Source organism: Sivoneniella epilithica UHCC 1019, assembly GCF_040830845.1.
GTDB lineage: Bacteria > Cyanobacteriota > Cyanobacteriia > Leptolyngbyales > Leptolyngbyaceae > ULC077BIN1.
Genome location: NZ_JBFPDP010000008.1, coordinates 137,975 through 151,539, shown reverse-complemented (window position 1 = coordinate 151,539; position 13,565 = coordinate 137,975). Strand labels below are relative to the sequence as shown.

Annotated in this window: 11 protein-coding genes; 9 read left to right on the top strand and 2 right to left on the bottom strand. The window is 50.4% G+C overall.

Annotated elements, in window-relative coordinates; all coding sequences use genetic code 11:
- Positions 1-79 precede the first annotated feature (79 nt).
- The gene (locus tag AB3R30_RS07720; protein ID WP_458648585.1) at positions 80-2,302 is read left to right on the top strand and encodes a helicase-related protein; all 2,223 of its coding nucleotides are present in this window, start codon (positions 80-82) and stop codon (positions 2,300-2,302) included.
- Positions 2,303-2,391: 89 nt separating this feature from the next.
- Positions 2,392-3,258: an ATPase domain-containing protein gene (locus tag AB3R30_RS07715; RefSeq protein WP_458648584.1), complete on the top strand. Its 867-nt coding sequence runs from the start codon at positions 2,392-2,394 to the stop codon at positions 3,256-3,258.
- 28 nt (positions 3,259-3,286) lie between these two features.
- Here AB3R30_RS07715 and AB3R30_RS07710 read toward each other — a convergent pair whose 3' ends face one another.
- On the bottom strand, positions 3,287-5,113 hold the full coding sequence (locus tag AB3R30_RS07710; RefSeq protein ID WP_458648583.1) for a type IV secretory system conjugative DNA transfer family protein: 1,827 nt from the start codon (positions 5,111-5,113) through the stop codon (positions 3,287-3,289).
- A 10-nt stretch (positions 5,114-5,123) separates the two neighbouring features.
- Positions 5,124-5,360 (bottom strand): hypothetical protein, encoded by a 237-nt coding sequence (locus AB3R30_RS07705; protein WP_458648582.1) that lies wholly within the window; start codon positions 5,358-5,360, stop codon positions 5,124-5,126.
- Between AB3R30_RS07705 and AB3R30_RS07700 the strand changes: the two genes are divergently transcribed.
- The 7 genes from AB3R30_RS07700 to AB3R30_RS07670 all read left to right on the top strand — a co-directional run bounded on the left by AB3R30_RS07700 (position 5,360) and on the right by AB3R30_RS07670 (position 13,508).
- Complete coding sequence (locus AB3R30_RS07700; protein WP_458648581.1) at positions 5,360-6,004, top strand: hypothetical protein; 645 nt, start codon at positions 5,360-5,362, stop codon at positions 6,002-6,004. The two genes, AB3R30_RS07705 and AB3R30_RS07700, sit on opposite strands and share 1 nt — an antisense overlap.
- Before the next feature lie 25 nt (positions 6,005-6,029).
- On the top strand, positions 6,030-6,872 hold the full coding sequence (locus AB3R30_RS07695) for an Rpn family recombination-promoting nuclease/putative transposase (RefSeq protein WP_458648580.1): 843 nt from the start codon (positions 6,030-6,032) through the stop codon (positions 6,870-6,872).
- On the top strand, positions 6,829-7,122 hold the full coding sequence (locus tag AB3R30_RS07690; RefSeq protein WP_458648579.1) for a hypothetical protein: 294 nt from the start codon (positions 6,829-6,831) through the stop codon (positions 7,120-7,122). Before AB3R30_RS07695 ends, AB3R30_RS07690 begins: the two co-directional genes overlap by 44 nt.
- A gap of 78 nt (positions 7,123-7,200) precedes the next feature.
- Positions 7,201-8,223, top strand: a complete 1,023-nt coding sequence (locus AB3R30_RS07685) for a DUF5895 domain-containing protein (RefSeq protein WP_458648578.1) — start codon at positions 7,201-7,203, stop codon at positions 8,221-8,223.
- 374 nt (positions 8,224-8,597) lie between these two features.
- Complete coding sequence (locus AB3R30_RS07680) at positions 8,598-10,721, top strand: ATP-binding protein (RefSeq protein ID WP_458648577.1); 2,124 nt, start codon at positions 8,598-8,600, stop codon at positions 10,719-10,721.
- Between the two features lie 26 nt (positions 10,722-10,747).
- Complete coding sequence (locus AB3R30_RS07675; protein ID WP_458648576.1) at positions 10,748-11,536, top strand: response regulator; 789 nt, start codon at positions 10,748-10,750, stop codon at positions 11,534-11,536.
- Between the two features lie 82 nt (positions 11,537-11,618).
- Positions 11,619-13,508 (top strand): DNA polymerase, encoded by a 1,890-nt coding sequence (locus AB3R30_RS07670; RefSeq protein WP_458648575.1) that lies wholly within the window; start codon positions 11,619-11,621, stop codon positions 13,506-13,508.
- Positions 13,509-13,565: the final 57 nt, after the last annotated feature.

Sequence of the window (13,565 nt, the reverse complement as noted above, 5' to 3'; positions counted from 1 at the left end):
GGGTTGCGCTTCAACCTGATTGCAGCGATCATCAACTTTGAGCTTGCGCTCTCTGCTTGATTCATGCAAGAACTCTAGTATGCCGGAAGCAGATCGCTTAACATTCGCCAAGATGACGGGTGACACCAGCAAAGAAGCACGAGAAACCCTGCTGGCGGCTCATCCCCATGTAATTGCCCTGACACCAGAGCTGCTCCATTACCAGCTTCGCACCACCTGGAGATTAGAGGGCTGGCAAGCATTCTTCCACGACCTGCGCTACGTATTGATTGATGAATGCCACACCTATCGCGGGGTTTTCGGAGCCAATATGGCACTGCTGCTGAAGCGGTTGAAACTCGTCGTGGATCGCTATGGCGGCAATGCTGAAGCGTTGCAGTTCATCTTTCTCTCTGCCACCTGTGGGAATCCAACCCAACTGGCTCAAATGCTCTCTGGACGCAAGCAACGAGATAGTCCAAAACGCCTAGTCTGGTTGAAGCAGAGTGGAGCAGCGACCGCAGCCAAGCGCCTTCTGGTGACTCAGCCTTCCCACCATACGAGTGCCGATGTCGCTCGGATCATGCTGTACTTGATGCAGCAGGGATTGCGAGGGATTACCTTCTGCAACAGCCGCCATGCCGTCAAGTCGGCGGTGGAACTGGTGACTAAAGAAGCCAATCTCCAGCAGCGGGCAGATCTGGCAAATCGAGTTGCAGTCTTCTATGGCTCTCTGGATGACCAGCGCCGATCGCAGATTATGAGACAGCTTGAAGCCGGCGAGATTGACTGGATTGTGGGCACAGAAGCCCTGGAAGCTGGAATTGACTTGCCTGTGGTGGACTGTGCTATTTTGCGCGGCTTTCCTGGTAGTCTGACTGACTTCTGGCAGCGAGTCGGACGAGCTGGACGCAAACGCCAGGGACTCGCCATCTATGTTCCAGTGGCTCAAAACCTGCTGGACGGCTACTTTACGAATCGAGATCGCCTCTTCGGAACCATCGAATCCATCCACTTCAACCCTAACTATCCGATTCTACTGGCAAAGCATCTGCTGTGTGCGGCATCGGAAGGCAGTCTGTCGCTGACAGAGATCCAGCAGGCATTTGGTAAAGTATCGCTTCCGGTCGCCAAAGTGCTAATCGAGCGGGGGCATCTGCACAACAGTCGTAAAGGACTCTACTCCAAAGGGTTTCCGCAAGGCGACATCAACTTTCGCGGCGGGGTAGGGATGGGTACGACCAAGCTGGTGGAGCAGGCGACGGGCAAGGTGCTGGAATCCACGAGTGATGAGATTGCCTATCGAGAAGTGTTTCCAGGAGCCATTTACCGACGGCAGGATGACGATGGACAACTGGCGACTTACCGCAGCCTGTCGCTGGATACAACCCAACGAGTGGCGACCCTGCAACGCACCGCTGTCGATGACTTGCTGACTTCTGCGGTACTTCGGCTGGATGCCCAGTGTGATCAGCCGTTAACTCCGCCTAAACAGGTTGCCGTTCAGCCCTTGACTATCTGGGAGATTGCCGGATCACTATCCACAACTCAAGTTGAGCTTTCAACATTCAGTCCTGAGTCGAAGGAGTGCCAATGGCTCACCCTGGAACTGGGCTTTGGCAGCTTTCGTCAGGTGGTCGAAGGCTATCAGCGGTTTATGCGGCTCTATCAGCGTACCTGTCTGAACCGCAAGTGTAGCCATTATCGAACTCCGCTACCCAATACCACCACCTGTCTGCTGTGTGGCAAGCCAACGCGGGAAGCGGAACTCTTGACCCTGCTGGATGAAGAGCGGTTTCCAGAACCCTATGTGACCCAGCATCACACCCCAATTCTGACTCTATCTTTGAGCGATGGACTGATCCAATCACTCCAACAAATCGCTGGAACAGCTAAAGCCATATTGGGCATGCAGGAGACAATTCTCAAGGACTATCAGGTGCTATGGAACTATCCAGCCGAATATATTGCCCTGCACAGTCTCGGACATCAGATAATGACGGCGCTGCCGATGGTCGTGCGGACAGATTCTCATGACCTGGAATTTGTGGTGCAGCCGGATGGTAGCGGCTCCTGTGGTCTGTTCTTTGACACGGCTGATGGCGGAAACGGAGCTACAGAAGCGGTGTTTAACCACTTCACTCAGCTTTGCCAAACTGCTGCAAATCTGGCTCACCAATGTGATTGTGAAACAGGTTGTCCGCGTTGCCTCATTCAGCATGGTTGCCCAGATCGGAATCAGGGGTTATTGAAGCAAATGGGGCTGATCCTGCTGGAGGCGATCGCCCCATCTTCCCATTCTGAGGTTTCACCCTTGCCTTGATGGTTGTCTTGCTACCGCTACTTTCCCCGTGACTCGTGACCATTCCCACCGGGAAAGACTGGTCAATTTACGGAACACACTTTTGCACGATGAAAACCAAACATAAAACCAATGGCAAGGGCACCGGAACAGATATTCAACCGGATGTCCAACAAGAGATTGCATCTGTTATCAAGCACCTGAGCTATGACCGACAACTGAAGGAGTTATTTCCCGCTGGCGTGTTCTTAGCCAATGCGGCTCATCTGCCCATCCACTGCTGCTCCATCGGCATCCCCAAACTGGATACGATTTTAGGTGGGGGCTTACCCCAAGGACGGATTGTCGAAATTTATGGACCGGAAGCCTCTGGTAAGACCACTCTGGCACTCCACGCGATCGCGGAAGTGCAAAAAGCGGGTGGAATCGCCGCCTTTATCGATGCCGAACACGTATTCAATGTCGAGTATGCCAGGGAGATCGGGGTGCGAACCGACCAGCTATTGGTAGCGCAACCGGATTCGGGTGAAGCCGCATTAGAGTTAGTCAATTGCCTGGTGGCATCGGGCAAAATTGCGTTGGTTGTCGTCGATTCGGTGGCTGCCTTGGTTCCAAAAGAACAATTAAGAGCTGAGATGGAGCATTATCTGCCTGGACTGCACTCCCGATTGATGAGCAAAGCTTTGGGACGACTTGTGAATAAACTCAATGCCACGCAATCAAACTGTACCGTGCTGTTTATCAATCAATTGCGCTACAAACTCGGAGTCATCTATGGCACTCCAGAAACCACAACGGGTGGCAATGCCCTGAAATACTATGCGTCAATTCGGCTTGAGGTTCGGCGCATCATGACCCTGAAGTGCGGTGATGACGAATATGGCATCACGATCAAGGTTAAAACTGCGAAGAACAAAATCGTGGCTCCCCGCAGTGTTGAACTGAAACTCGTCTTTGGCAAAGGTGTTGAGTCTTGATTGTCAAGGTTGATGAGTGAGGAAACCATTAGCGCACCCAAGGTCGAAATCGTGCTTTGGGTGCTGCCTGTTGCTGTGCAGTCTTACGTAGAGTCGCTGGCGTTTTGACCTCTGATACTTTGCCTGTTCCAATAGTCTCTGCTGTTTTAGGCTTTGCAGCAGGGGTTGTCCCTTCACTGTCCGGTAATGGCAGCAATTCCTCAGCCGCTGCAATCCGCTCATAGAGTGCCTGAGTGAGTGATTCCTCATCTAGCAGTTTGACCCGCTGTTGCAGCTTCTGTTCCACAGTTGCCCATAGTTTCATCGTTTGCTGCCGACGGTTGATCTCCGCTGGGGAAATCGGGATTTTGAGGCGATAGGGCACAGACCCTTCGCCCCGTGACCGATAAGCCGGGTTGGTGATGATGCACTTGCCTTCCTCAAAGCGCAGAATTTCATCGGGTGAGATCAGCGGTACTTTTTGCAACGACTCATTCCAGGAGGTTGAACGACTGGTGTGCAGTCCTAAATTGACGCTGGTAGAACGACTACGAACCACCACTTCCTTTTCGCCGTACCGCTTGGAATACTCGTCCGCTGTTTTGAAGTTTCCAGGGTCAAACAGGATATGCGTGGCACAGGCAGACGCGATCGCGCTGCCCATCTTGTCGCCGTAGATGTCGTATAACTGCTCTAAACTCTGAATGCCGAGCATAAAGCACGCACCATTCGAGCGATATTCATTAATCCACTGGGGCAACCGTTCTAATTTGAGGGACGGCAACTCATCCAGCGAGATTACCAGTGGGTCTTTACGTGGCTGGGAAAGGTTTGCCACAATCTCCAAATGCAACGCTGCCGCCAACAAGGGACCGACTACACTGCGACGAGCATCATCCAGCTTAAAGATAATCATCTGTCGCCCTTCCAGCGTGGTCGGAATATCCGATTTGCCCAGAAACACCCGTAGCAAATCAGCTTGAATAAAGCTGCTAAAAGTTGCCGCAGCCGTGGTTAAGATTCCCGAAATTGTTTTCTCCGCATCCTTGGCTGCCAGGAAATTATTAAAGCTGGTGGCAACCCACTCATCCATCTGCCGAGTTTGCACCGCATAGTCAAGCCGATGCACCAGGTTGGGCAGACGCAGCACCGCATAGAGCATGGCAAAGTCGGGGTAGGGCGTTGCCTTGATCAATTGCAGTAATGCCCGTGCTAGCAAATCTCCTGCTTTGGTGAAAAACTCATCGCTTTTGCCTCCCAGCGAAGCGTTGCGGTTAATCACCTGAGCAATTTCCCCTGCCATCACCGAATCTCTTGGGTCACGAATGAAGTCTACGGGATTGAGCACGCCACTGTAAGGTTCTCCGGGCGCAAACACCCAGACTTGATAGCCATACCGAGCCGCCAGCGGCGCATGGAGTTCCATTTGCGAACCTTTTTTGTCGTAGAGGATGACCGGAATCCCCTGGACATAAGCGCTCTCCAACGCCGAATCCATCGCACTAAAGGTCTTACCACTACCCGGTTTGCCAATCACCAACATACTGCGTTGGGCATCGGGCAGGTAGACGGTCGGCGATGCTCCTAGCAGAGTTTGCACACGAGTTGCTAGCACTGATGGATGACGCAGAGTTCCCATCCAGTAACGAGGCTTGCCGCACCAGAGCGTTACTCGATCATGCCGTTGCTGACGCAGTTGCTTGAGTGCCAGTCCTGTTGCTGCCAGTTGCTCGGCTCTACCCGCCATCCGCCCTGTGGTGATTTTGCCTCTGCCTTTGCCTGCAATCAGCATCACTAGTGCCATCAATAGAAAAGCACCCATGAATCCCCAACCTTTGGGATTGTTGTAGTCCCGAAACACGCTGGTAAACGGCACCAAATAGTTGTTAGGGGATACCGCAATGATCGGCTGAGGAGACGCGGAGAAGGGTTTGAAGAATAAGAGCATGGCTAGAGGGGCGATCGCGCATGATAAACATCGCTATCCAGCTTGCAGAATTTGCCACGTTTCCTCCAGTCCCCAACTGAAGGATTAACCCTCTCCCAATCAGGCGTTGACAAATCGTGATGGACTGGGAAACCTGCCGACTGGCATAGGCACCGGACGTTGTTTGGGTGACCAATGCTGATCACGATTTCTGATCTCTATCGAATCCAGTCTGACCGTAACCAACAAATCCCCTCCTATACCCATCACAATTCTCATCTCCAAGAGCAGCTACAGCGAGTCATTCATCAGTGGCATCTAGGATTACCAATCCAACCATTTCTAGATACTGATCCTATGCTTGATCAGTTGGTTTATAAGGTGCAAACATTACTCCCAAATTTATTTAAACCCAATAAAAAACTGTATTTACATAAGCCTATTTATACCATTCTCAACGTGGAGGATATGCCTCATACTATCCAGGTTGAAGTGAATCTAGGCTTTCGTTACGGCATTCCTAAACTGGTTGAGTGGGGTATACGTTCGCCCGAATTGAACTGGAGCGATCTCGTCAAGCTATGGACAGTTACCCAGCATTTTGCGATCGCCCCCAGCGAGTTGAAACTGATTGTTATCGCCTTGCATTCAGACCAGATGGCTCAAAAAATGGTGCATGAGTGGACTGATGAGTTGCATCAACAAACGCAGGAATGGATCATGATGCAGCTATCGGCTGAAGTGCCTCATGACCCATCAGCCGTTGTGCATAAATCCCAAAATGATCCACTGTGGGCGGCGATCTCGAACCTGGAGGCGATCTCCGAAGTGATGATATAGTACAAAGACTCTATTCTGTTGCGGCATGAAAACCGACAGCCTGTTTTATCGACTGTTCTCCGACCATCCAGAGCTTGTGTTTGAGTTAATGGGTGAGGAGGTTCCAGCAGCGGTGTCTTATACCTTTGGTTCCCAGGAAGTGAAGCAAACCAGCTTCCGACTGGATGGCATTCTTACCCCATCTGTTCAGGAGCCAAACTCGCCAATTGTATTTGTCGAAGTCATGGGGTACCGCGATAACAACCTCTATTTCAGCTTCTTTGCCGAAATCTTTCTTTACCTGAAAGACTTTACCCCAGCGAATGACTGGCAAGCGGTTCTAATTTTTAGCCGTCAGGGTTTAGACCCTGGTCTATCGGTGCATTTTCAAGACTTTGACAATAGTTCCCGGTTTCGCCGCATTTATTTAGACCAGCTTCCAGCAGATGCAGTTGACCGTTCGTTAGAATTGGACGTATTGCAGTTGATTGGAGTCCAGGAAGCGATCGCCCCTGACCGCGCCAGACAACTAATCCAACGGGCACAGCAAGAAGCTACGGATGTTGCAGAACAGCAGCGAATTGTAGAATTGATCACAACCATACTCGTGTATAAGTTCCCAAACCTGAGTCGAGAGGAAATAAGGCAAATGCTAGGACTAGATGAACTCAAACAAACACGATTCTATCAAGAGGTCAAGCAAGAAGGGCGAGAAGAAGGCGTAGAAGAAGGACGAGAAGAGGGGCGAGAAGAAGGCGTAGAAGAAACGGTGGCTCGACTGGCTCCGATGCTGCTCAACTTAGGTGCAACCGTGGAACAAATTGCCGCTCAACTGCAAGTAGACGTTGAAACGGTTCAGCGTTTTATCCAGTCAGACGGAAACAATTGAGCATTTAGATAATACGAAGTTGCTAGGCGTGATCTTTAGAGAACTCAGGCAAACACGGTTTTACCAGGAGGTATGGGAAGAAGGGTATGAGGAGGGTCGTCAAGAGATTCTGGATAAACTTCTGCCCTGGATTGTTGCTTTATACCTAAAGACTGGCTTAACAGTAGAGCAGACTGCGAAGCGACTTCAGATGGACGTGGAGATGATTCAACGGGCTGCTCAATCGAGTGGGCATAACGAAGGCAGTTGATAGCTGAGCGCCCATGGGTGCCTACAACGACCTACTGGCTACCGCCTGACTCGCCCTGCTGATTTTGGACTTCCCTGCATGGTAAACACAAGAGCCAGAGCTACTCAACCGACGACCGTTAAAACAGTACGAACCGCTAAGCCCAGAGCTACTGCGTTTGAGATTGACCCCGAACTGCTGAATGACGCTTATAACCAGACCCGCCGTCCGCAACTGCCCTACGGCATTGTCGTGAATGACAAACCCGCAGGCATTTTGATTCCCACTGACCAGCTTGATAAAGCCGGATGGAAAGACCAACCGAGTGACGAAGACCTAAGTACCATCACCTTTGGCGAAAATGAAGTGACTGGGATGTTCTTCACCCAAACCCGCTTGCTGGTACTGGCGTTTGTCCCAGAGTATATCCGCTACAAAGACGAAGAAGCCTTGCTGAAAAATAGTGCCGACCCAACGTTAGAACATGTTGTCGTCGGTTCCTACGATGAATACCGTAACGCTCTAGATAAGCGGATCATGGACGTATGCTCCGAACACGCCCTAGTGTTTCTCGATGATCATAATCAACCCTTGCACACCACTCCAATCGTGGTTCGCTTCAAAAATGTGGCACTGTGGAGTTTCAAATCTGCCCGTGAAGAGTTCTACCGCAAGCTCGAAAAAGCCTTTGCTGACTTTACCGGACAGCGCTATTCTAGCAAGAGCGATAAATGGCGCAGTTTGGGCATCCTGGACGTGAGCTTCAAAGCTGAAAAGCAAGGTGAGGGCAAGAACAAGTCCTGGTGCTGTAAGACTGAAGTGGTCACCAACCCTGACCCGACGAATTTGCCGCAGGTGTTTCTGGGAACTCCAACTACCAAAGCCATTGTCTGGACCATCCATGACGATATTGCCGGGTTTACGGAGCCACAGTCTCTGCCAGCACTACCTGGTGAATCGGAGGCAGTTCCAGCATTGCCCGCCGCAACCCAAAAGCTTAGAAGCGCAAAACCAGACCTGGAGCCAGATGATGAACTGGATGACCTGGGTGTATTCGATACCGAGGCGATCGTGCCGGATGACGATGAATTTGATTTTGATGAAGATTTAGACGACGAGTAATGGCATGCCAACCCTCCAGCAAAGGTCAGGGTTGGCATTTTTTACAAGCAGATGTCGCTAGAAGTACGTGTAATTCTCCCCCATCTGGTAGATAACCAGGTGAACAGAGTCAGGCAAATCAGCCAGGTGGGGGATCTTGTTGTCTGCCAATATGATCTACAACCTTAGCTTGCTACAGTAGCGATTCCTGATTAAAAGCAATTTAGACGAAGAACTCGGTAACTTTATTGACCTGATCTGCGTCTGAGGCTAATAGTCTGTTATGAAATCACCTTTACGTCTGTTGAGGTGAAAGAACTTTAAGCTCCGACCTTTGTAAAACAACTTGTGAAAGTTATCTCGTTACGGCTCCTACGTAAATTACCGAGGCATTGATGGTTAGGAGATTTTTTGATCTAAAGCAGTTGAAAAAACAGCAAAAGGGGCTGACAAAGCAGCAGATTATTGGAATGGTGAGTGCTGGGATTGCGATTGGGCTTGTGGCAATCCACTGCTGTCTCCTGGTGCAAGACCCGTTAAAGGCTCCAAGGTTGATCGCAGGATTTCATCTGTCACTGCTCAATCTGGTGGTAATGGTGGTAGTGGGTTGCCTGGTGTTCACTGCTGTCATTGGCTGGTACCGCCAACTCCGCTACTCTGCGACATTACTGCAAGAGCGCCAGCGGCTTCAGGCGTTGATTCACCATGCGCCTGTCGCGATGGCGCTCTTTGATCGCGAGGGACACACCCTGATTCACAGTGACTGCTGGTTAGCAGAAGCAAAATTATTGGGAGAATCGATTGGTCACAATTTGTCGTGTGTGCCTTATCACTGGAAAGACGCGCATGAGCAAGCCATTCGAGGCAAAGTGACGCACTGTGCTGAAGACCCAATCCTTTTAAACGATGGCACAAATCACTGGCTGAAATGGACGATGCAATCCTGGGTTCAAGATGGACAAATCTGCGGTAGCGTTCTATTCATCCAGCCGATTGACCAATTGGTAGAGGCGCGTGAAACTGCCCTAGAAACTGCTCGGCTTAAATCCCAGTTTCTCGCCAACATGAGCCATGAAATTCGGACTCCAATGGTAGGAGTGTTAGGCAGTGCGGAACTATTGCTAGGGGACAGTTTGCCCCCCGAACAGCGTCAATTCGTTCAAATCATTCACTCCAATTCCCAACACTTGCTGAAGGTGATCAATGACGTTTTGGATTTCTCCAAACTGGAGGCAGGCAAACTTGATCTAGAGTATCAATGGTTTGACCTGGATCGATGTATCGATGAAGTTACCCAAGTGATAGAACACCAGGCATTCGAGAAACTGATTGAGTTGACCGTTCATGCCAAAGGAACGGTTCCCAATCGGTTGCGGGGAGATATTTATCGATTGAAGCAGGTGCTATTCAACTTGATGGGCAATGCCATTAAATTCACCCCACTGCGGGGAAAAGTTAACCTGACTGTCAGTGCTGATACTAGCCATGACACTGCGGTTCTGCGGTTTGAAGTGACCGATACTGGCATTGGGATTGCCCAGCGCAACCATGCCAAGCTGTTTCAAGCCTTCTCTCAAGTGGATGCTTCCTTCACCCGTCAGCACGAAGGCACTGGACTGGGACTAGCGATTTCCAAACAACTGGTTAAGCAAATGGAGGGACGGATTGACTTCAAGAGCATACCGGGCAAGGGTTCATCCTTCTGGTTTACAGCCCGATTTGAGGTTGGGTATCCTGAGCCATTGGCAGACCCAATTGAGGCGATCTCGCCAATTGAGGCTGATTTCCAATCCTTAACTATCTTGTTAGTGGAAGATAATGCCATCAATCAGTTTGTCATGCAGCATCACTTACAGCGGTTAGGACATCGATCTAAGGCTGCTAACACAGGACGAGAAGCTTTGCAAAAGCTCAGCCAGAATCGCTTTGATCTAGTCCTAATGGACTGTCAGATGCCCGAATTAGATGGTTACAGCACGACTCGCATCATTCGCCGTAGCCTTGCCTATGCCTCGCTGCCCATCATTGCCTTGACAGCCCATGCTCTGGCTGAAGAGCGCCAACGTTGCCTGGATGCAGGCATGAATGATTATCTTAGCAAGCCAGTCTCCCAAGTGGAACTGGGTCAAATGCTGCAACGATGGGGCAGACGCGCAACTGCACCCTTACACCGTGATGGCTCTTTGCCAATTGATGTTGGGCAGTTGCTGGAATCCTTTCAAGAGCGGGGAACCGTGCTGCTAGTTGTGAAAAAATTTATCACAATTGCTCGGCAGGAAGTGGCTGTTCTAGATCGTGCTCTAACACAGCGCGATTGGCAAACTGTTGCCCGGTTCAGCCATCGGTTTCGCGGGGCTTGCGTGGTCGTCAAAAGTGACTCTTTAACCCGACTAACCGCCCAACTTGAAGGGTTAGCAAAACAGCCCCGTCCAATTTTTGTTAGGGGGCGGATATTGCTAGAAAAGTGTCGCCAGGAAATCTTGCGGATTGAATCATGGGTGCAATCAACCAGTCCATAGGTCAAGAACAATCCTACGGTGAAATCATGACAGATCAAAAGATTCAGATTATTGTGATTGAAGATCAAGAACTCGCCCGGTTTGGCTTGATGGTCGGACTCCCTAAGCACAGTTCTAAACTTGAAGTAATTGGCGAAGCGGAGACGGGTGAGAAAGGGCTGGCATTGGTCAGGGCAAGGCAACCGGATGTGGTAATCGTAGACTTGGGTTTGCCAGGAATGAGCGGGATTGAGGTGACCCAGCAGATCAAACGCCAATATCCCCAAGTTAAAGTCATGGTGCTGACGGTCAGTGTAGAAGAAGCGCATGTGCTGTCTGCGTTTGACGCTGGAGCCGATTCTTATTGCATGAAGGGTAATTCGATTGGACTAATTGGTATGGCATTGGAGCAAACCTATGAAGGAAACCATTGGATTGATCCGGCGATCGCCAAGATTGTGCTGCGGCAATATCAAGTCAACCTGGCGAATCAACGTCAGACTCAATTAATCAGCTCTCAAGAAACAAGTCATGCACCAAGATCTATAGTCAATTCTGATAACAATTCTGCAAATTTACCAGTCCCTAAACCTATGGAACCTGTTGAAGTTGAGCCACTGACTAAACGAGAAGTGCAGGTGTTGGAACTGATGTCGGAGGGACTGAGTAACCCCCAGATTGGACACAAGCTGTACATCAGTGCTGGCACGGTTAAATCTCATGTAGGAAACATCCTTCGCAAACTCTGTGCTGATACTCGCACCGAAGCCACCAGTCGAGCGCTTAAATCTCAACTGTTTGAGCGGTATCAGCAGTTTGCAAAGCACTCCAGTTGATGGTCTCAAACTCTGTGATTACGGTTTGTATGAACTGCTACCGCTGCCCTCGTATTGACTGTCTAATGGCTCCATCACACCCATGGTCGATACGAGTTTTTACACCTATCAAGAGACGCTCAAGGCTCAGCGTCAAAACCGCCTGACGCGATCGCTGCCATCTACTCCATCTCCTACGGCACTGCTGCAATGTCCCTATCGGCTGGTTACTAACCTGGCAGAATTGGAGATTGAGATCGCGCCATTACTCTCTGCACGGGTGCTAGCGATTGATACGGAAACCACAGGAATTGACCCTCAAATTGATCAACTCCGACTGATTCAAATTGCTGCCAGAGATCAGCCCATTTTGCTGGTGGACTGCTTTCAGATTGATGTGACCCGGTGCAGCACTCTCAAACGACTGCTGCAAAGTTCAGCGCTGAAGATTTTCCATAATGCCAAATTCGATTGGGAATTCCTCACTCAAGCGGGGCTGTCCCTGGTTGGACCGTTTTTCGATACCCAACTTGCCTACAAGGTGTGGATCAGTGGGATTAAAACCTCCAGTAGTTTGAAAGCGGTTGTCCACAAGCTATTAGGAGTATCACTCGATAAATCGGAGCAACAGAGTGATTTCTCGCGGCTAGAACTGAGTGAACCGCAACTTCAATATGCGGCGATCGATGCTGCTGTCCTGTTCCCACTCAGTCAAATCCTGGCACAAAAACTGAAGCAAGCCGACCTGCTAAAAATTAGCCAGTTGGAATGTCAGGCGATACCTGCCTTTGCTCAGATGGAACTGGCTGGAATGCAGCTTCACTTGAATCAGTGGCAGGTGTTAGAGAAAGAGCTATCCAACCAACAAGCTGAACTGCTGATGACTCTCGCTCAACAACTGGAGATTTCATCCCCACAATTCACTCGCCAAATCAATTTATTCGGTGGCTCTAACGTCACCCATCCTGGTGGTTTTAATCCTAATTCTAACCAACAAGTGAAAGCGGCATTGAGCAGTAAAGGGATGATGCTAAAGTCCACCAACGCTGCCCATCTGGCTCCTCTGGTCGATCGACACCCTGCGATCTCGACCCTGTTAGCCTATCGTTCAGTCACCAAACTTTTGACCAGCTTCATCCATCCGCTCAGTCAGCAGGTGCATCCTGTTACCGGACGGTTGCATCCGACTTACTTTCAACTGGGAACTCGCTCTGGTCGCGCCAGTTGCCAACGTCCACCGCTACAAACCATTCCGCATCGGTGTGATATTCGCCATTGCTTTGTGGCGGCTCCAGGTAACGTGATGGTGCGCGGCGATTATTCTCAAATGGAGTTGCGCCTAGTTGCCAAAATTAGTGGCGATCTACGGATGCAGCAAGCATTCCAGCAGTGTGAGGATTTGCACTGCCTGACGGCTGCATTTCTACTGCATAAACAACTGGAGGACGTGACCGATGGAGAGCGCCGATTGGGGAAGGTCATCAACTTTGGGCTGATTTACGGGATGGGTGCAAAGAAACTCCAGAGTACCGCGCTGGTCAAATATGGCGTGACAATGAGCTTGGCGGATGCGAAGACCTTTAGCCGTCAGTTTTTTCAACTCTATCCCGGTATTCGGCAGTGGCACGGGCAAGTGAAACGTGCAATTTACGTCCGTAAACAACGCATTTGGTATACCTTAGCAGGACGACGACGGGTGTGGGCGAAACAGGGTCGGCTTGACCCCAACGAAATTCTTAACTACCCGGTGCAGGGCACCAATGCTGACATCATCAAACTGGCAATGGCGGCACTATCCCCACTCCTACCTACTGGTGCAGTTTTCATCGGTATGGTGCATGATGAGCTCCTGATCGAATGTCCGGCAGAAATGGGGCAAACTGTGGCAAGCTTGCTGAAGCAATCCATGTTGGATGCTGCGCAACCCATGCTTGCGCCAATTCCAGTGGGAGTGGATGTCAAAGTAGCTCCCAGTTGGGGTGGTAAAAATTAAAAGTAAGTTGCAAAGTAAAGGGGTAAAGGGGTAACTCGCCGCCACGAGCGGCAGGGG